We start from the raw sequence: 19,862 nt of genomic DNA, 5'->3' as shown, positions 1-19,862 counted from the left end.
TCCAGGAGGCGCGGCGGAGGGCGATACACGACCCGCTCCAGCGGCATCTCGATAGGGCGGCTGATACAGGCACCGGCCAAGGAAACTTATGCCGGAATTCAGTTGCTGCATAACCTATCCCAGATCGTATCGTCATCCACCTGGCCGCGCAGCAGGTGTTTCTGCACTTTGTTGGTTGGCGTCTTGGGCAGACTCGCAACAAACTGAACGAATCTCGGGACCGCGAAGCGCGGCATGCGCGGCTCGCAAAAAGCGATCAGCTCCTCGGGCTGCAGCACGCGATCCGGTTTAACGACCACCACCACCTTCACCTCATCCTCGCCGCCGCGAATTTCTGACGGTACCGCCACCGCCGCCACATCGGCCACGGAGGGATGCGTGGCGATCACGCTCTCCACCTCGAACGACGAGATGTTCTCCCCGCGCCGGCGGATGCAGTCCTTGATGCGATCGACGAAGTAGACATAACCCTCTTCATCCATACGCGCGGCATCGCCGGTATGAAACCAGAAGTTGCGCCACGCCTCGACGGTCTTCTCCGGCATGCGGTTGTAGCCGCTCATGAATCCGAAGGGCAGTTTGGGACGCACCACGATTTCGCCGGTCCGATTGCGCGGTACCTCCAGGTCGGTTTCGGGATCTACGATCTGCAACTCGTAGTAACGGTCCCAGGTTTTTCCGCAGCTGCCGGGGCGCGCGACGCCGGCTTGCGTGTAGAGAGGAATATTGATCTCCGTCATGCCGTAGAGACCGAAGACGTCCTGGACGCCGAAGCGTTCCCGAAACGCACCATCCAGCTCGGGCGGGTTGGGCGCCACGCCGATGGCACGCAGGTGGTGATCGCGGTCATCGGCGGTCGGTGGTTGGTTGAGCACGAAGGCGCTCACCACGCCCAGCATGTTGGTGATGGTGGCGCCGTAGCGGCGCACCTCGTTGAGCCACTCGCCGGCGCTGAAGCGTTCGCGGATCACCGCGCTCGCACCCGCAATCAGCGTGGCGTAGAGCTGCATGAAAAGAGCGTTGGCATGAAACAGCGGCAGCACGATGTAGAACACATCCCTCTCCGTGAGCTGCATGTTGTCGATGGTGCCCAATCCGAACAGATAGAGATGGGCGTGCGGCATCAGCACCCCCTTGGAGGGGCCGGTGGTGCCCGAGGTGTACATGATGCAGGCGGTGTCACGATAGCTCACCGGTACACCGGGCGTGGTCTCCGGTCGTTGCCGATACTCCTCAAAGGGCAGACAGCGCAGGCGTTGGAATCGATAGCTTTCGGAAAAACCGGGGACCAGCACCAACTCCAGGTCCGGCACTTGTGCCTCGATGGCAACGACGCGCTCCAGGTACTCGGCAGTGCAGATCAGCACCCGTGCCTGACAATTGTTCAACACGTGCTGAAGGAATGCGCCCTTGTATTCGGTATTCACCGCCACCATCACGGCACCCGCCTTGGCAATACCGAACCAGGCGAGGCAGAACGCCAGCCCGTTGGGCATAAAGAGCGCGACATTGTCGCCAGGCGCGACGCCTTGATCGATCAGCAGTCGGGCAACCTGGTTGCCCAGTCGCTCGGCGTCCCGGTAGGTCAGTTCGGTTCCACCCGCGAAGCGGATGCAGATTCTGTCGCCGTGGGACTCAGCCCGCGATGCAAGCACCTCCCCGACCACCCATCCATTGACGTCGTGAAGAGACTCGTTCATCGGGCACTCCCGTTACTTCCAGCCGATGACGTCGTAGCCGAATTCCGCCAGACAGCGCTTGACGAAGGCCTGATAGTTGGGGTCGGGCGGACTGCCACGCAACGCTCCGCGGACGCCGCCAGCCGCCCCGCCCGCAGCAGCTCCCGCTGCCGCGTTTTCCCCTACGTTACCGCCCTTGATCAGCGACCAGGCCGCCGCCGAAGCGGCACCCACCATCGCACCGCCGGCAGCCCCACCGGCGGCCTGATTGCCACGGGTGGGCGACAGCCCGTAAGCCTGGGCGCGTTGCATGCAATCATCGATATCACTCTGCACCTGTGCCGCGCCCACCATCTTGTAGGCTTCGTTGGGATAGAGGACCGGGCGCGTGGGGTGTCGGGCACAACCCGATGTCGCGACGATCCCCGCGACCGCGAACAGCATCGATACGCTGCACAGTTTCATTCTCACCATGCCGCCCCTTGTGGTTGGTTGACTACTTCGGCTCCCGCCACACCACGGTGTAGAGGTCATGGCGGCGATTCTTGAGATTCTGCACCGTGCCGCTGTTGCGCGCCATGTGCAGCGACTCCAGACGGATGTCGGCGAAGGCCACCGTCTCCACATTGGGTGTGGTATCGGCGGCGATGCCGTCACGAGCAAAGGGAAAATCGCACGGCGTCAGGATGCAGCTCTGCGCGTACTGGATATCCATGTTGGACACGCCGGGCAGGTTGCCGCAGTTGCCCGACATCACCACATAGCACTGATTCTCCACCGCGCGCGCCGCGCAGCAGTAGCGCACCCGCAGATAGCTCTGACGCTCGTCGGTACAGAAGGGAACGAAGATGATGTTCGCCCCCTGATCGATCAGGTGGCGCGCCAGCTCGGGGAACTCGGCGTCGTAACAGATCAGCACGCCGATGGGGCCGCAATCGGTGGGAATGGCTTGCAGCAGATGTCCGCCCTCGATGTTCCACCAGTAGACTTCGTTGGGCGTGGGATGGATCTTCGGCTGCTCATGGATAGAGCCGTCGCGCAGATAGACGTAGCTGATGTTCTCCACCCGCCCCGAAGGCACGCGCGTCGGGTGCGAGCCGCCGATGATGTTGATGTTGTAGCGGATCGCCATGTCCCGCAACGCTTCCTTGAGCGGCGCGGTGTGCTTGGTCAGCTCTTCGATCGACTCGGCCGGGTTGAGTTCCTGATCCTGGATGGAGAGCAGCTGCAGCGTAAATAGCTCAGGGAAGACGACAAAATCGGAGCGGTAGTCGGCCACCACGTCGACGAAATACTCCACCATGCCGAGAAACTCCTGGAACGAGCTGACGCGCCGCTGCTGGTACTGCACCGTCGCCACGCGCACCGTATCCGGCAACCGCTCGCCATAACTCTTGCGCTTGCCGTCGTACTCCTCCTCGGGAATCTTGGGATTACGCCACAACAGATGAATACCGTAGCCCAGGGATTCGCGGTCGTTGGGCAGGTAATTGGGTATCACACCCACCACCTCGAAGCCGTTGCGCAGCTGGAAGCTGAGCACCGGATCGCGCACCTGCTTCTGCTGAACCTGGTCGATGTACTCCTCGACGCTTTTGTAGCGGCGCAGGCGGCGTTGCAGCGTCGGCAGGCGTCCGGCGAAGACGATACCCTTGAGGCGTTTATCCTCACACAGCCGCTTGCGCTGATCGTAAAGGCGCTGCCCGATGCGATAACCACGAAACGCCGGATCGACACACACCTCCATGCCATAGAGGTACTCACCCCGGGGATCGTGGCGCGAGCCGAAGCCACCGCCGGTGATCTCCATCCAGGTGTGTGGTTTCAAGGCCAGTTCAGCGCTGATACGGAAGGTGGCGCAGTAACCCACCACGTCGTCTTTGTAGGTAGCCACGAACTGCCCCTCGGGGAAGTTGTTGATCTGACCGCGCAGCTGACTGCTGGTGTAGCTGCCCATCTCCGGGTAGACCTTGCCTACCAGGGATTTGATGGCGGGGACATCGGAGGTTTTGGCATTACGGACGATGAGCTGACTCTTGGTTTCCGAGTTGTTCCTGGGGGGCATGCGGGCTCCTCGATCAAGGGGTGGAGGGTGACGGCTGCGCGCCGCTGTAAGGTTAATCGGCGGTCCGGAATAAAGAAAGCCGAACCGTCATTGGTCATAAACGGTTGCGATGGTGCGCCATTGCGCTCCAACAACAGGTGCGTTTCAGGCACGGTTGCGAGGAGCTCACCCGGGGTGTGAATTGGCGCACGGGGTAGGGCATATCACACAGCTTAACTAACTGATAACAAAGTAATTATTATCCCTTCCCGAAGTTACACGCAGAGTTGTGAAACTTGGTTTGAAACACCCGTTTCCCTCCGCTAAGGTCAGCCCGCCTTTTCGGGTTGCTCGACCGCGGTGATCACCACAATGCGTTATCGAGTGGTGTTGCGCCGTGCCCAGCCAGACGCCGCGCCGTCGATCCGCAGAGCGCCTTATCGGTTCACAAAACGGGGGAGTACCAATGAAATCACGCACCAACACTGCGGGGACGGCCCGTCTGTGCAGCGCCATCATTCTGCTGTCGGGCCAGGCACTGGCCGCCGACCGCAGCCAGCCACTGATCACCGTTACCGCGCCGGGTATGGAACAGTCCATCGAGGACGTGCAGGCCACGATCGAGGTGATCGACGCGCAGGACCTGCAGTCGCTCTCCGGGCGCAGCCTGCCGCAGGTACTGCAGAGCGCGACCGGCTTTTTTGTCCGTGACAGCGGCAGTACCTCCTCGGTCTACCTGCGCGGCTTCGATGACGACCAGACGCTGATCCTGGTCAACGGCATGCGCCGTACCGGCAAATACGGACACAGTGATCTCAACGGCATCCAACTCGCCGACGTCGAACGTATCGAGATCATTCGCGGCCCCATGTCGGCGTTGTACGGCTCGGACTCCATGGCCGGCGTGATCAATATCATCACCAGGCGGGCCGACGACCGGGTCTCTTTCACCAACACGGTGATCAGTGGTCTCGCCGACAACGACCAGCGCGAGACCTGGATTCTGCGCGGCAGCGCAAACCTCGGCCGTGTGGGCGCCGCCGGCCATCGGTTCGCCTACGAACTCAAGGATCGTGCGCCGTTTCGCGATGACCCGACCCAGGTGGGCACCGATCTGCGCGACGAGGAGAAGCTCTCCTTCTCCTACCAGGGCGACTATCGACTCGGTCAGCGCGATCGGATCGAATGGAGTGCCGAATGGATCGACCAGGATGACAACGGGCTGAGCACCACCGCCTATCCCACCTACGAGCGCGAAGAACGCTACCAGGTCGGCGGCCGCTACCACACCGAGAACGACAGCCGCATCGTCGACATCAGTCTCGGCTACGGTGCTTCCGATGCCGAGGTCGATCGCGGCACCGGTAACGAGGCCATCGACTACAGCCAGGGCGAACTCAACGCCTACCTCACGCTGTTTCCCAACCTGGCGCACATCGTTACTCTGGGCGCGGGCGGCACCCGCGAGGATATCGACGTCTCGGTCTACTCCCAGACCGCCGACCGGCAGGTTCACTATCTGCTGGTTCAGGACCAATGGGAATTCGCGCCGGACTACTCGCTGGCCGCCGGGGTGCGGTACGACGATTACAGCGATTTCGGCAGCACGGTCAATCCGCGTGTCACCCTGCACTGGTCGAACGACGGCTGGCTGGCGCGACTCGGTTACGGCACCGCGTTCAAGGCGCCCACGTTCACCGACATGTACATCCATATCACGCGTCAACGCGGTCCGTTCATCAGTGACATCAGCGGCAATCCGAACCTCGAACCGGAGGAATCACAAACTCTCGAGGCCGCTTTCGGTTACCGCGGCGCGCGCTACGGTTTCGAGGCGATCTATCACAGCTCGCAGCTCGACAATCTGATCGCCTCGGAGATCACCGGCAGCGCCGGTTTCACCACCCTCTACAGCTACAACAACATCGCGGAGGCAAAAACGCGCGGTATCGAGCTGATCTTCGATACCGAGATCAACGACTGGTGGAAGCTTTCCGCCTCACTCGAGTATCTGCGGGCCACCAACGAGATCACCGGTGAACGGCTGGCCGATCGTCCTGATCGGCAGGCCAGGATCAGCAACGTCTTCACGCTCGGGGAGCAATCGACGCTTTACGTGAATCTGCAGACGACTCGCGATTTTTATGCCGCCGACGCAACACGCACCAACGTCAACAGCGACTTCACCACGCTCGATCTCAAATTCGCGCACCGGCTGAACGCCCACCATCAGGTGGCGGCGGGAGTGGACAATGCCATGAACCGCGAAATCCCCTACAACATGGGCGCCCGCGGCTACCCCAACGATCCCGGCGCCCGCTACTACTACGTCGAATATACCGCATCGTTCTGATCCGCTGCCGCGCCAGCGGCACAGGCAGGCACCCCTTGGTGCCTGCCTGTGCGCGGTGGTGCTAGCGCGGTATTGAGGATGATCTTTTGCGCGGAACCGTCGCGGACTGCGGGGGGTCGTCCTGGCTCAGAAACAGTTCACGGTTGTCCAGGAACTGCCGGTAGATCTGATAGTACTCGGTCTCCTCATAGGCGATGACGTTCAGTGGAGAGCGGTTGAAATCGTAGATCGTCGCCCCCGGGCAGGCCAACAGAATCGGCGAATGGGTCGCGATGATGAACTGCGCCTGCCCCTCACGCCCCATGTTCGCGAGCAACCGCACCAGCTCCACCTGCCGTTTCGGGGAGAGCGCCGTCTCGGGCTCGTCGGAAAAATAGATACCTTTGTTGCGGTAGGCGCTGCGAAACAGCGCCATGGTGGACTGACCATGCGATTGGGTCACCAGCGACTCGCCGCCAAAATACTTGAGCTGCCCCGGATCGGTCGCGGCCCACTCGTCCAGGATCAACGCAAACTCACGGTGCGATTGCGCGGAGAAAAAGGAGCCTGGCACCGGGCCGTTGCTCCACTCCACCGACAGGTACTGCTTCAGTTCCTGCTCGTACGGATTGGGCTGAAATCGACGCGCCTCCTTGTAACGCCAGATATGAATCTGACAGCGTCGCGCTATGGCCTCCAACAGGGTGGTCTTGCCGGAACCGTTTTCACCGATGAAAAAGGTTACCGGCGTGGTAAATGGAATGGGATCCTCCCGATGGAAAAGCGGTACGTTGAAAGGGTAGTGATCGCGGTTGGGGAAGGCGGAGGGCCTGAGTGTGGCGCTTTTCAGGTGCATCACTGAGTTTATTCCCGGTCCGTACAAGTTCGCCGCAATGGAGCCGCACTATAACGCAAAATGCGCGCACCGCGGGCCACAAGGCAGCGGAATGTCGGCCGAGGGAACAAGTTTAAATACGGTACCGTTCAACACACTGTGCGATCAATCCGCCTTCCGCTCATCGGGGCGTTGCAGCGCCGAGCTGAGTATCACTGCAAGCGCCGTCATACCCGCCGCCATGGCAAAGCTCCAGGCGAAAGTACCGGAGTAATCAGCCAGCACACCTGCGAGCCCTGGGCCGACGATCTGTCCCACGCCGAAGAAGAGAGTGATGGTGCCGAAGGCGGCGGCGGCGCGTTCCGCGCCCAGGTAATCACCCACCGCTGCGGCCATGATCGAGGGGATGCTCCACACCCCGATCCCCCATAAAAATATGGAGAGATAGACGAAACCATCGGGCAGCCGCAGCGCCACCAGCAGGTAGGCGGCGGTATGCAGCGCGAAGACCATCATCAGCGCGCGCTTGCGTCCGAGCCGGTCCGACAGGGTCCCGAACAGCGGACCGGAGAGGATGCTGATCGCCCCCACCCACATCCAGAACTGACCGGCGGAGGTCTCACTGAAACCGCGCTCCTGCACCAGCGAGGTGACAATAAAGGTGGCGTAGATCACATAGGTGAAACCGAACAGAAAGTAGACCACCCCCAGATGGGTGAGCAGGCGTCCGCTGTGCGCGACCGGCTTTGCCACCGTCGCCGCGCTCACACCGCCGGTGTTGTCCCCCAGGGCTTGCAGCCCCAACTCAGCGGGCCGGTTGCGGATCAACACCCCGGCAATCACGGTGATGACCAGCGATGCACCACCCAGCACCATCCAGCTCCAGCGCCAGCCTTCCGCCCCGGCATGCAGGTTGATGGCCGGTATCATCCAGCCCGACAGCACGATCGCCAATCCGCTGCCGCTGACGATGAATCCTGCCGCACGCCCACGCAGCGAACGTTCGAACCAATGTGCGACCAGTGCCATGATCGGAACATTGGCCGCGCCGGCACCAAAACCGGTGACGATGTAAAGCACCAGCACCTGGGGGTAGGAGTGCGCCTGCGAGACCGCCACCATCGAGCCCCCGACCAATGTCAGTCCGAAGACGATCAGCCATCGTGCCCCCAACCGGGCCGTCAACAGGCCACTCAATACCACCGCAAAGAGATAACCCACGAAGTTGCCCGTGGAGATAAAACCCATCTGCGAGTAGTCGAGTCCCAGCGAAACGCCCATGGAGGGCAGCAGCATGCCCAACGCGAAACGCCCGAATCCCAGGCAGGCGATGGTGATCAGCGCGCCGGTGCCGACGATGACCCAGCCATAGTGGAAGGAGAACGAGCGAGCGGTGATGGGAGACATGTGGGGGTGCGCGATTCTGATTGTTGGAGATCAAGCTAATATTAATCCAAATACTGATCGCGCTGTGCAAAACAAATCCTTAGTAAAGCAGTCTATAATGTCCCGCTTTGGCGCCAGCGCAACCCGCATGACCAACGCACTCGAAATCCGCAACCTGCATAAGACCTACCGCAACGATTTTACCGCCTTGCGAGGGATCGATCTGACCGTACACGAGGGCGACTTCTTTGCCTTGCTCGGCCCCAATGGCGCTGGCAAATCCACCGTGATCGGCATCATCTGCTCGCTGGTGAACAAAAGCGCCGGCCAGGTGACCGTATTCGGACACGACCTGGACCGCGAACTGGCCAAAGCCAAGGCCTGCATCGGTCTGGTGCCGCAGGAGTTCAATTTCAATCAGTGGGAGCCGGTGATCGAGATCATGGTCAATCAGGCCGGCTTCTACGGCATCGCACCGCGTCTGGCAATGGAGCGCTCTGAACGCTACCTGCGTCAGCTCGGGTTGTGGGAAAAGCGCCACGGTCAGGCGCGCGATCTCTCCGGCGGCATGAAGCGGCGCTTGATGATCGCCCGTGCGCTGGTACATCAGCCCCGGCTGCTGATCCTCGATGAGCCCACCGCCGGGGTCGATATCGAGTTGCGCCACTCGATGTGGGACTTCCTGCGCCAGATCAATGCTGAGGGGACCACCATAATCCTCACCACCCATTACCTGGAGGAGGCGGAGAGCCTGTGCCGCACCATCGCCATCATCGATAACGGGTGCATCGTCGAAGACACCACGATGAAAGCGTTGTTGGAGAAACTGCACACCGAGACCTTCGTGCTCGATCTGCAACGGCCCATCGACGCCATACCCCAGATTCCCGGCTATCTGTTGCGGCAGCTCGACGCCACGACGCTCGAAGCCGATGTCGCGCGCGATCAGGGCGTCAATCGCCTGTTCGGCGGATTGGCCAGGGTCGGTATCGAGGTGATGAGTCTGCGCAACAAACGTAACCGTCTGGAAGAGCTGTTCGTGCGCATGATTCACAATGGCGCAACGGCTCCTGATAGCGACGAGGACCCCGCGCCACTGGAAGAGGGCAGGGTGCAATGAGCACGGGACTGCAGACCAACTGGATCGCCTATCGCACCATCGCGACCAAGGAGATCCGCCGCTTTCTGCGCATCTGGTTGCAGACCGTTCTGCCGGCGGCAATCACCATGGGATTGTATCTGATCATCTTCGGCAATCTCATTGGTCCGCGTATCGGCGAGATGGCCGGTTACCGCTATATGGATTTCATCATTCCCGGAGTGATCATGATGGCGGTAATCACCAACTCCTACGCCAACGTCGTCTCGTCGTTCTTCGGTGCCAAGTTTCAGCGCCATATCGAAGAGCTGCTGGTCTCGCCGATTCCCAACTACGTGATACTGCTCGGCTATGTCAGCGGCGGTGTGGCGCGTGGGTTGTGCGTGGCGCTGGCGGTTACCGGCGTCTCGATGTTTTTCTGGGATATCCAGGTCCACAACTTCGGTGTCACCCTGGTGGTGATGGCCATGACGGCGATGCTCTTTTCGCTGGCCGGCTTTATCAACGGTGTGTTCGCCAAAACCTTTGACGACATCTCCATCATCCCCACCTTTGTCCTCACACCGCTGACTTATCTCGGGGGAATCTTCTACTCCATCGATATGCTGCCGCCATTCTGGCAGGGTGCGTCGCTGCTCAATCCCATACTCTACATGGTGGATGCCTTTCGTTTCGGCATCCTTGGGGTCAGCGACATAGCGATCGGAACCGCTTTCACCATCATCGTCGGTTTCATTACCGTGCTCTATGTCGCCTGCCTGGTCCTTCTCAACAAGGGGATAGGCGTTCGGACCTAACCCGCCGCGGAGATTCGCGGGGTTGCCCGATAGGCCAGCATGGCCACCACGATCCAGAACAACGAACGCAGCGTAAGCGCCCCGACGGTTCGCGCTTCGAACGCGCCACCACCCACCGCATGCACACCGAAGGCGACAAAAACCAGGACGGTCGCTATGGCGAGAAATATCGCCACGTAGACGCCCCACTGTTTGCGCGCCAACAATCCCGCACCGGCCACAACGTACACGAACCCCGCGAGAAAATTGAACCACAGCACAAAGGGCACGACATCGCCCAGCGCCGCCTTCGTTTCCGCAGCACCGAACAGGGCGCGCGCGCCGCTTGCAATCGTCAAGGCCCCAAACAACAGGGCGACGATGGCCAACCATTTGATGATCTTGTTACTGTTCATTGCCGCTCGACTCCTTCGTTGATTTCGATTGACCGCTACACCGTACTACTGCAATGCCCGTCCTTCGCCCGCTTCTTCGTGCGTGCGTCCATCGCGGATATGATAGATCCGTTTGAAGGTCGGAATGATCTTCTCGTCGTGGGTGACCACGATGATGGCCGTCTCGTATTGGCGCGCCATCTGGTTGAGGATACGAATCACCGCCAGGGCGCGCTCGCTATCCAGTGGCGCCGTCGGTTCATCGGCCAGAATGACCGGCGGGCGATTGACCAGTGCGCGCGCAATGGAGACGCGCTGCTGTTCGCCGCCGGAAAGCTGCGACGGCATTCCACGCGCACGGTGATCCACATCCAGCGCCTTCAATAGCTCCAACGCACGCGCTCGGGACTCGTCATTGGGACGCCCCGCCAGCATGGGTAGCAGCGCAATATTGTCAGTGACATCGAGGAACGGGATGAGGTAAGGCGCTTGGAAAACGAAGCCGATCTTGTCGCGGCGCAGGGCGCGCAGGTCGGAGATCTTCCAGCCGTCGTCGTAGATCACTTTGTCGCCGAGCGTCATGCGCCCGGCGGTCGGCGTGATCACCGCACCCAGGCTTTTCAGCAGCGTGCTCTTGCCGGAGCCTGAGGGACCGATCAACCCGACCACCTCGCCTGGTTCGACCTGCATGTCCACATGGGTGAGCGCATCGACGGCGGTATCGCCCTCGCCATAGCGTTTGCGCAGCCCCTCGATGCGTATCCCCTGAGTGCGCGATTCAGCCACCGATCGCCTCCGCCGGGTCGACTTTCAGCGCCGCGCGAATCGCCAACAGGCTGGCCAGCACGCAGATCACCACCACCAATGAAAATCCGGCGACGGCATCTGCAGGTTCCAGCAGCACGTACTTGGGAAAGATCGGCGCCCAGAACGTCGCCGCAACCTTGCCCACCACGAAGCCGATGACACCCAGCCCCACCGCCTGCTGCATGATCATCGCAGCGATGGTGCGGTTTTTTGTACCGATGAGTTTCAGTACCGCGATCTCGCGGATCTTGCCCAGGGTGAGGGTGTAGATGATGAAGGCGACAATCGCCGCGCTGACGATGGCGAGTATCACCAGAAACATACCGATCTGTTTGGCGGCGGTAGCGATCAGTTTCTCGATCAGGATCGCCTCCATCTGCGCGCGCGTATAGACCTGCAGGCGCTGCCAGCGACGAATCGGTTCCGCCACCTCTTCAGGCTGATAACCGGGCCGAATCTGCACCAGTACCGCATTGACGTATTGATTGGTCGTCTGCGAAGCGATAACCGCATCCAACAGGCCGGGAACACCCGGCCGATTGAAGGCAGGATTGGCGCCGGTGCGGCGGCGCTGCGCAAGAATGGCGTCGTTGTCTTTCAGAAACTGCGCTTCCTGCGCGTCGCGCAGGGGAATGAACACCATCGGGTCGCCGTTGGACGAGACCATGCGCCGCGTGATGCCGACCACGGTGTAGAAATTGCGCCGTACCTGTATCCGGTCGCCCAGCCGGAATCCGGCTGCCACATCGGCAACCGCCTCGTAGTGGCTGCGGGTGATGTGCCGACCGGCGATCAGAAAACCGGGTTGTCCCGGCTCCCCGGGTCCGCCCGGTACCACGCCCACCACCATGGCGCGCACGTCGCGCGTGCCCTGGCGTACCTGCATGGTGAGATAGGTGACGTTGGCGGCGCGCGCCACCCCCGGCATACCCAGCACACCGCGATAGGTGTCATCGTAGAGGCTGGAAGGTTCGGCGTACGGCCCCAGCGTCCCCTGCTGAACCACCCACAGGTCCGCGCCGCTGTTGTCGAGCAGCACCTTGGCATCATCGACCATACCGCGATAGACACCGGTCATGGTCAGCGTCACCCCGATCAATAATCCCAGGCCCACACCGGTGAAGACGAACTTGCCCCACGAGTGCAGAATGTCGCGACCCGCCAGGCTGATCATGTCTTGGCGCTCGGCAATCGCTCAACGACTTTGATCCGGCTGCGCTCGCTCACCGCGCGCTGGCTGTAGACCACCACACGCTCACCCGCACTCAAGCCCTCGAGGATCTGGGTCCGGCCTTCGAGATCGGTCGCACCAACGGTGACCGGCCTGAAACGCAGCGCGCCGGCGTCCACCACCATGACCCCCAGACGACCGTCGATTCGTTTTATGCCGGCGTTGGGCACCGACGGTCCCTTGGCGCGCTCGGGCAGGACAATAGTGACTTCGGCCAGCTCACCAAGTGGTGGCAGTGGTTGCGGTAGCTCATTGAACACCACCTTGGCCAGCATCTCTTCGGTGACGGCATCGGCCAACGGCTCGACCCGCAGCACCTCTCCGCTCAGCGCCTCCCCGGCCCGCGAGCGCAATACAATACGCGCGCCGAGCCGGGATTGCAGGCCGGCTGCCTGCAGCTGATCGAAGCGCACGCTAATCCACAATTGCGTGGGATCGATCAACTCGACCACCGACTGACCCGCGACCAGGGTGGTGCCGGGATTAGCCTCGCGCGCCACCACCAGCCCGTCCACCGGGGCGACCAGGCGCAGATTCGCACGCTGCTGGATCAGGCCCGCGCCTTCATCGCGCACACGCTCCAGCTCCTGTTTGGCGGCATCCAGATTGGCGCGCGCGGCGGCGAGGCTGGCGCTGGCCACCTGCAGCTCCTGGCTCTTCTGCTCGGCGGCCTCGGCACTGACCGTATGGTCGCGCAGCAGCGCCTCGTAACGTTGCGCCTGGGATTGTGCGTACGCGCGACGGGCCACGACATCCTGAACCTGGGCATCGGCCGCCAGTACGTTGGCTTCCGCGCGTTTGAGGGAGGACATCTGCGCGCTGACCCGCTCGTCGAGATCGACGGGGTCCATCTCCGCCAGCAATTGCCCCGCCTTGACCATATCGCCGACCTGCACGCCGACCGCTTTCACGCGCCCGGCAGTGGTCGGTCCAACCTTGTAGATGTAACGTGCTTCCACGGTTCCCAGTCCGTAGAGCGCCGGGGAGATCGATAGCTCCTCGACCGTGGTCACCGTGACAGGAATGGGGGCCAGCGGTCCCGAGCGCAACCCCACGTAGAGAAACAACGCCAGCAGCGGAACGAGCACCCCCACCAGAGCCAGCGTACGCGCGTTCCAGGGCAGTTTAATGTTCATCACACGCTACCGATCCCGCGCCGGTAGATGGCGAAAACCCCGGGTGCCTCGCGGCGCGTGCGCTCCATATCACCGGCGATGAGCGACTGCATCACCAGACCCTGAATCGTGCCCATGAACAACGCCGCCGCCGCTGCGGTATCGATGTCCGCAGACACTTCACCCTGGGCCTTTCCCTCTTCGATGAGTCGGTTCAATCGCTCGTGATAGCGGCTGATGAGCGTCTGCGCCATCCGTTTGGCGGGTGACTCCCCGGCCCGCTGCAGTTCACCGAACATCATGCGTGGAACGCCGGGGTGTTTCGCCACGAAATCGATATGGGCCGTGAACATCGCCTCCAGCGCGGCAAGGGGCGTAGCCGCCTTGCGCGCCGCCTTGTCCACGCGCGACAGCAGGCGTTCCGCCACCCACTCCATCACCGCCTGCCAGATTGCGTCCTTGTTGGGGAAATGGCGAAACAGCGCCCCCTGCGTGAGGTTCATGTGCCTGGCGATCGCCGCAGTGGTGATCTCGCTGGGATTCTGCTCAGCGGCCAGCTCCACCACCGATTCCACGGTGATGGCGCGTCTTTCGTCCGCGGGAAGATGCTTGGTGTGTGATTCCATGAGGCACCATAAAGTGAGTAATTAATTACTATCTTAATAGATAAACCTGTTTGATCAAGTATTCACAATGGGGGATCCGTCTCGCAAAACCGGTCGCGAGTGAGTCCCGCGCACACCCTTGCATCCTGCATTGCTCCGGGTGCGCGGGCTGGCGGTCAGTTTATGGACATCTCCTCCCGGACCGTCCACACCCCACTGACAGGTGTTCTGTGCCGAGGGTCGTAAGAAGCGGGCATTTGCGGCCGGCCAAGGAGTTTTTGATCCCGAGCCTGGACCTTGACGCACCTTGGCAGTGGCTAGCCGCCACGCAGAAACTCCAGGGATCGCTTCCAGGAAAGCGCTGCGGCCTTCCCGTTGAATGCCTCGGATCGATCGCGCTCGAAGAACCAGTGGGTCGTATCTGGGTACTCGTGGTAGGTCGCATCCAGAGACGCACCCGCCAGGCTCTTTTTGAGTTTCTTGATACTTGCGGCAGAAACCCATTCGTCGGTCTGGGCGAAGTGAAAGAGCAACCTTGACCTGCTTTGCGTGAAGTCGCCGTTCCTTGCCGCATAGTAGAACCTATCTCAGAATCCCCCGCGAGCTGTGCCGGTCGCTCGCGGTTTCAGCGCCAGGCGCGGCGATCGTGGTTGGGTCACTCCCAATGAGTGAGCCGCAACACCGCGCTGGAGCCGCGAGCGCCCGGCCCTTCGGGTTGGCCCCAGAGGTGCGCTGGCGGTGTTCTCGACTTGCCAATAGCGTTGCTATTGGCTGCGCCTTCGGGCCTACCCAGCGCACCTCTGGGGCTCAACACAGCACGCGCGGGATTCTGAGATAGGTTCTAGATAACGGTCGCGCAAATCGGGAGTTCGGGTCGCTGAGCCAACCACAACGCCCAGTGGCCTCCCATTGAGAACCCAACCAGAGCGATGCCCGGCGCGGTAACCGCCGCATGGTGGGAAAGGTGCTCGATTGCCGCGATCAGCATCTTGTAGGCGGGTGTTCTCCGCGAGGCCGTCGCCTGCGCGCGCAACGCTTTTGCTGCAGCGACCGTGGTTGCGACTTTGCCCGAATAGAGATCCGGGGCGAGCGCAACAAACCCGGCACGGGCGAATCGGTCGCACAACTCTTTGAAGAACGGATTCAGGCCCCACCAGGAGTGCAGGACCAGGACCCCCGGGCCGGTGCCCGATTTCGGTATCGCCAGATAATGCGGGGGCATGGTCATGTCGGCTAACGGCCAAACTTTGCTGTGACTACCAACGCATCGATCCCTTGTGTCATCACCCGGCAGTGATGCGGATACGATCCTGAAGATAGCGCGAGAAGTAGCCCGCGTAACGCCGCTGCAGCTCTTGGAGGCGCCAGTCGCTGCCCGTGATGATTTTCCGGCATTCCCGTGCCCCGCACGAACACTCCATCCGCTCTGCGGGATCGCCATCGATCATTGCGTAGTCGATGGTCAACTCCGCCCCGGCAGGAATGTCGCGCATTGCCACAAATGTGATCTGCCCGCAAACGCCGACGTTGGGATTGCAGGAGTGATTCAGGCAGAGGATGTTTGCTTGAACCTCCTCGGCGCTGCGGGGCGCGATGTAGAGACTCTCCTCGATCTGAATCTCAGCGGGTGACACCAGTTCGCGGATCAGCGCCAACGAGGCAGCGTCCATGATGGCTCCGCCCTTGACGGCAACGATCTCCCCCGCTGCGATCGCGTCGCACGCAAAAAGCCCTTGGCCCTGAATCGGGCTCGCGCGCTTTTCGGTCTTTGAACTGAACCAACTACTCATCGGCGACGCCACGGCACCACATAGCTGACTGACGTAGAGCCAACCGGCAGCGGTGCGTTAAGCGTGCCGCAGTCGGCTTGAGCAACATGTTAGACCGCAAGCCCATTGCCACCTCGACCAAAGCGGAAGTAGAACATGAGCATGAGAACTTGCGACTCAGCCATAGCATGAGGCCGATGACATTTGGAACGACGAACAACAGGAGCACAACCACGCCCGTGGATGGATCGCGAATCGCTGTCAGTACGGCCGCCACGAGCATCCATACCGTTGCACCGATCTGCGCTCCGAACCATCCTCCAGCGTTCCAGTGCATGTCTTCTCCCTGATGAGACTGAACGAAACAGTAGAAAAACTCCTGAACAACTCGAACAACAGTGGAAACGAGACAGATGTTACTTCCACCATAATGTAGGCATCCAGAAATCCACCCTCACAACCTTGTACCACTCGGCGCTGCCGGAGGAGGCACTAACATCGCCGCTGTCAGCAGAAAATTAGTTTGTCACCTTTTCTCGCAGGCTGGGAGTATGCGAGTCTGGCCCTATGTCTTCGCGACGTCGCAAGTGATGGTGCGTTGTGCTGTCAACCATTGCCAAACTGAATAGCCCACCACAGCAGACAACCAGCTGATGGCCAGCGTCCACAGTCCGTGGGAGAGAAAATGGGCTCCGCGCAGCTGCTGAGCGACATCGTAAGTAATCCCCAACAGCAGCCCGAATACGAGGCCGGCAAACCGTAAGCGGGGCAGGCGGTCCCGCAAGGCAAAGTAGAGCGCAACGAAAGTGTATCCCCCGCTGGCGTGACCAGCAGGAAAACAGCCACCGCCCGCTGCACTGCCGGGATCGGTCAAGGCGCCCCACCATCCATCCATCCAGGGGTCGGTCCCGCCGAAGAGCGCAAGACTCCACGGACAGCTTACAGGAACGGAAGACTTGAGTACGGCAACCACTATTGGGGCGAGGGGAAGCACTAACGAGAGGTAGAGCAGCGGCGCGCGCACGGCGCGCCACCGAGAGGAGAGGGCGCTTGCCGCCGTCAACGCCCAAACAGTGAGAAGCAGAAAGGCGGAAAAGCGACGCCCGCCTTCATGAATCAGCGTCTCGGTCAGCCAGTGATCCTTCAGCGCCCAGTTCCCGCCCTCGGCAGCGAAAACCATTCGCGCCACAGCGAGGTCTACGCCCTGCCACTCCACTACCACCGCCACACTGATCAGCAGCAGAATCGGCGCCCAGAGATAATGGCGCTCGTATCGGGGTGCCCGGTTGGCTGGCAGCCACCTCACTGATACACGAACTTCATAGGGTCTAGATTCGCCAGCGGGGGTGGCGACCAGGCATTGAGATGCCGACGGTAGATGTAGCTCGCACCCTGGTACAACGCGATCTCCTGCCGCACCAACGGATCGTCAATGCGTGCCTCCTCGGCCGCTATCACCCGGTCCCCGGCCAGCGCATCGGTCTCCATGCGCTTCACCGGGCTGAGCACCACCAACCGGCCCGGCTGAAACAGGCCCAGCGACTGATAGTTGGCGATCAGGGCACGCCCTTTGCCCTGTGGAAAGTTCAACACATCGTGGCCGAAGGCCTTGGAGCGATAACTCATATTGAGCAGTCCGAGCAATGTCGGAGCAAGATCGATCTGGCTCGCCACGGTTGCTACCCTCGCGGGTTGGATCAGGGCCGGTGCATAGATCCAGAGCGGGATATGGTAGCGATCCACCGGCAATGCGCGCTTACCGGCGGCGTTTGCGGTGTGGTCGGCGAGGATGACGAACAGGGTGTTTTCAAACCACGGCTGCTGTCGCGCCTGCTCGATGAACTGCCGCAGGGCGTAGTCGGTGTACTTCACCGCCCCGGCGCGTCCGCTCCCCGATGGGATGTCGATGCGCCCCTCTGGGTACGTGTAGGGGCGATGGTTGGAGGTAGTCATCACATGAAAGAAGAACGGTGCGTTACTGGCGGCTGCACGATCAGCCTCCCGAACTACCTGCCGGTAGAGGTCCTCGTCGCTCATACCCCATGCATTGGTGAAGGTCATTTCAGTGCCTGGGACGGAGGATTGATCGGTAATCTCGTAGCCATTGCCGGAGAAGAAGGCGTTCATATTGTCGAAGTAGCCGCGACCACCGTAGATGAAGCGTGTGCTATAGCCCTTGCTGCGCAGCACGTTGCCCAGCGACCACATTCCGCTCTCACGGCCAATGCGTTTAACGATGGAGCGCCCCGGGGTAGGCGGGATCGACAGCGTCACCGCTTCAAGGCCACGCACAGTACGGGTGCCGGTGGCGTAGAAGTGTTCAAAAAACAGGCTCTGGTCGATCAAGCCATCCAGAAAGGGAGTCAGCCCCGCCCCTTCGCTACTGCCGAACTGACTGAGATACGAGGCGTTGAAACTCTCTAGAGTGACCAGAACCACGTTGCGACGACGCTCGGACCCCGGATTGGTGATCTGGCGTTCGATATCGAACGGCTCGCCGGAGAGATATCGCGCGTTAGGCTCCTCTACCACGGTGCGCAACGTCTGCGCGGCTTCCGCATCGGGGATGGTGGCATAAAACTGCGAATAGTCGAGCTCGTTGTTGCGAAACGCGGCAAAGAATTGGTAAGGCCCGTTGCTGGCCAGTTCTGCCTGCAGCGAGTTGGCGAAACCGTTGCGAGGCGTTTGGCTGACGCCGAGTCCCACCAGCAAAGTGAGGACAAACCAAGCGGCGGTGGCGGTAGTGCGTGTCACAAATCCTTCGTCACGATCATGGGCGCTCGATATCAGAGGACGCAGCGGCCAGTAAAGCACGAGCACTCCCACGCCGATCGCCATCAACATCAAGCCCACCGGATAGGATTGGAGAACGTTATCGATCACCTCTTGGGTGTAGACCAGATAATCGACGGCAATGAAGTTAAAGCGGGAGTGAAATTCATCCCAGAAGATAAACTCCGCAAGGGCGGCGAATCCAAGCACGTAGAGGCTGATCAGCACGCCAAAATGCGAGATTCCTTGTCCGGCCCAACTCCGCCATATGGCATTGGGCGCCAGCCACAACAGGGCCAGGGCGGGTAGGGAGGCGAATAGAAAGAACGCCGAGTCATACAGCCACCCCAACGTGAAAACATGAACCGTTATGCCTAGGGTCAACTCTGGGGAAACGCCGCCAAAGTGAGCGAGCCCTACCCGTACGACGGTGTTCAGCACCAAGGTAACTGCCCACATGAGAAAGAGGAGTCTGAAGCGACCCTCAAAAGCCTGCCACGCGCGCATACGGAAATCCCATCGAGAGGAATTATGGAAAGCCTATCGCGCCAACCTTAAGACCAACTTAAATGGGGTACCCAGTTAGTGTGGGGTGAGACTGCTTTTAACGTTAAGGCATCTCTGATTAAGTCCCAAAGTTTGCGACAATACACGCATTATTTGGAACCGGTAGAAAACGATGAAACAGCAAACATTTGCCGCGGGGGAATTTGAGCAATTTCGAAAACCAACCCGGCGAGAGAAGTTTCTCTCGGAGATGGATGCTGTGGTTCCATGGGATCAGCTTTGTGAGCTCATCGAACCCCACTACCCCAAAGCGGGAAACGGGCGCCCCCCCATTGAACTGGAACGGATGTTGCGCATCTACTTCCTCCAACACTGGTTCAACTTGTCGGATCCAGGCGCCGAGGAAGCGTTGTATGAATCTCGCTCCATGTGTCTTTTCGCCGGCATTGACCTTGGGCGTGAGCCGGTTCCCGACGAGACGACGATTCTCAATTTTCGTCATCTGCTGGA

At 60.8% G+C, this 19,862-nt stretch carries 20 protein-coding genes; 4 read left to right on the top strand and 16 right to left on the bottom strand.

The annotated features are described in order from the left end of the window. Window positions 1-98 precede the first annotated feature (98 nt). The 3 genes from DWQ09_06320 to DWQ09_06310 are packed head-to-tail and all read right to left on the bottom strand — an operon-like array spanning window position 99 to window position 3,744. Complete coding sequence (locus DWQ09_06320; protein KAA3628977.1) at window positions 99-1,700, bottom strand: ATP-dependent acyl-CoA ligase; 1,602 nt, start codon at window positions 1,698-1,700, stop codon at window positions 99-101. A 12-nt stretch (window positions 1,701-1,712) separates the two neighbouring features. After that, window positions 1,713-2,144 carry a hypothetical protein gene (locus tag DWQ09_06315; protein KAA3628976.1) on the bottom strand — a complete coding sequence of 144 codons (432 nt, stop codon included), beginning with the start codon at window positions 2,142-2,144 and terminating at the stop codon, window positions 1,713-1,715. A 31-nt stretch (window positions 2,145-2,175) separates the two neighbouring features. Next, window positions 2,176-3,744: a GNAT family N-acetyltransferase gene (locus DWQ09_06310; protein ID KAA3628975.1), complete on the bottom strand. Its 1,569-nt coding sequence runs from the start codon at window positions 3,742-3,744 to the stop codon at window positions 2,176-2,178. 445 nt (window positions 3,745-4,189) lie between these two features. Between DWQ09_06310 and DWQ09_06305 the strand changes: the two genes are divergently transcribed. After that, entirely contained in the window at window positions 4,190-6,076 is a 1,887-nt protein-coding gene (locus DWQ09_06305) for a TonB-dependent receptor (protein KAA3628974.1), read from the top strand. 61 nt (window positions 6,077-6,137) lie between these two features. On the opposite strand, the gene DWQ09_06300 is transcribed toward DWQ09_06305, so the two are convergent. After that, a complete protein-coding gene (locus tag DWQ09_06300; protein ID KAA3628973.1) occupies window positions 6,138-6,911 on the bottom strand; it encodes an ATP-binding cassette domain-containing protein in 774 nt (257 codons plus the stop codon). A 144-nt stretch (window positions 6,912-7,055) separates the two neighbouring features. After that, entirely contained in the window at window positions 7,056-8,297 is a 1,242-nt protein-coding gene (locus tag DWQ09_06295; protein ID KAA3628972.1) for an MFS transporter, read from the bottom strand. 127 nt (window positions 8,298-8,424) lie between these two features. Here DWQ09_06295 and DWQ09_06290 point away from each other — a divergent pair, with 127 nt between their 5' ends. Both DWQ09_06290 and DWQ09_06285 read left to right on the top strand, forming a co-directional pair. After that, a complete protein-coding gene (locus tag DWQ09_06290) occupies window positions 8,425-9,396 on the top strand; it encodes an ABC transporter ATP-binding protein (protein ID KAA3628997.1) in 972 nt (323 codons plus the stop codon). Beyond that, window positions 9,393-10,172 carry an ABC transporter permease gene (locus tag DWQ09_06285; protein KAA3628971.1) on the top strand — a complete coding sequence of 260 codons (780 nt, stop codon included), beginning with the start codon at window positions 9,393-9,395 and terminating at the stop codon, window positions 10,170-10,172. Before DWQ09_06290 ends, DWQ09_06285 begins: the two co-directional genes overlap by 4 nt. Here the strand turns inward: DWQ09_06285 and DWQ09_06280 are convergent. From DWQ09_06280 to DWQ09_06230, 11 genes are all read right to left on the bottom strand, one after another. Continuing rightward, the gene (locus tag DWQ09_06280; GenBank protein KAA3628970.1) at window positions 10,169-10,567 is read right to left on the bottom strand and encodes a hypothetical protein; all 399 of its coding nucleotides are present in this window, start codon (window positions 10,565-10,567) and stop codon (window positions 10,169-10,171) included. The two genes, DWQ09_06285 and DWQ09_06280, sit on opposite strands and share 4 nt — an antisense overlap. Before the next feature lie 45 nt (window positions 10,568-10,612). Continuing rightward, complete coding sequence (locus DWQ09_06275) at window positions 10,613-11,332, bottom strand: ABC transporter ATP-binding protein (GenBank protein ID KAA3628969.1); 720 nt, start codon at window positions 11,330-11,332, stop codon at window positions 10,613-10,615. Continuing rightward, window positions 11,325-12,527, bottom strand: a complete 1,203-nt coding sequence (locus DWQ09_06270; protein ID KAA3628968.1) for an ABC transporter permease — start codon at window positions 12,525-12,527, stop codon at window positions 11,325-11,327. The genes DWQ09_06275 and DWQ09_06270 overlap by 8 nt, the downstream gene beginning before the upstream one ends. Beyond that, window positions 12,524-13,720, bottom strand: coding sequence for an efflux RND transporter periplasmic adaptor subunit (locus tag DWQ09_06265; GenBank protein KAA3628967.1), 1,197 nt, complete (start codon window positions 13,718-13,720; stop codon window positions 12,524-12,526). The genes DWQ09_06270 and DWQ09_06265 overlap by 4 nt, the downstream gene beginning before the upstream one ends. Next, the gene (locus DWQ09_06260) at window positions 13,720-14,325 is read right to left on the bottom strand and encodes a TetR family transcriptional regulator (GenBank protein KAA3628966.1); all 606 of its coding nucleotides are present in this window, start codon (window positions 14,323-14,325) and stop codon (window positions 13,720-13,722) included. The genes DWQ09_06265 and DWQ09_06260 overlap by 1 nt, the downstream gene beginning before the upstream one ends. Before the next feature lie 296 nt (window positions 14,326-14,621). Continuing rightward, entirely contained in the window at window positions 14,622-14,837 is a 216-nt protein-coding gene (locus DWQ09_06255; protein KAA3628965.1) for a hypothetical protein, read from the bottom strand. Window positions 14,838-15,145: 308 nt separating this feature from the next. Continuing rightward, window positions 15,146-15,745, bottom strand: a complete 600-nt coding sequence (locus DWQ09_06250; GenBank protein KAA3628964.1) for a hypothetical protein — start codon at window positions 15,743-15,745, stop codon at window positions 15,146-15,148. Next, window positions 15,588-16,094, bottom strand: coding sequence for an SET domain-containing protein (locus tag DWQ09_06245; protein KAA3628963.1), 507 nt, complete (start codon window positions 16,092-16,094; stop codon window positions 15,588-15,590). Before DWQ09_06245 ends, DWQ09_06250 begins: the two co-directional genes overlap by 158 nt. Next, complete coding sequence (locus DWQ09_06240; GenBank protein ID KAA3628962.1) at window positions 16,087-16,410, bottom strand: hypothetical protein; 324 nt, start codon at window positions 16,408-16,410, stop codon at window positions 16,087-16,089. Before DWQ09_06240 ends, DWQ09_06245 begins: the two co-directional genes overlap by 8 nt. 228 nt (window positions 16,411-16,638) lie before the next feature. Continuing rightward, entirely contained in the window at window positions 16,639-17,379 is a 741-nt protein-coding gene (locus tag DWQ09_06235; GenBank protein ID KAA3628961.1) for a PAP2 family protein, read from the bottom strand. Beyond that, complete coding sequence (locus DWQ09_06230) at window positions 17,376-19,304, bottom strand: LTA synthase family protein (GenBank protein KAA3628996.1); 1,929 nt, start codon at window positions 19,302-19,304, stop codon at window positions 17,376-17,378. The genes DWQ09_06235 and DWQ09_06230 overlap by 4 nt, the downstream gene beginning before the upstream one ends. A 220-nt stretch (window positions 19,305-19,524) precedes the next feature. On the opposite strand from DWQ09_06230, the gene DWQ09_06225 reads away from it, so the two are divergent. Then, window positions 19,525-19,862: transposase (locus DWQ09_06225; protein KAA3628995.1), on the top strand; the 338-nt coding region annotated here is incomplete at its 3' end.

Source organism: Pseudomonadota bacterium (assembly GCA_008501635.1).
Classification (GTDB): Bacteria; Pseudomonadota; Gammaproteobacteria; order QQUJ01; family QQUJ01; genus QQUJ01.
This window is presented reverse-complemented; position numbering and strand designations above follow the sequence as displayed.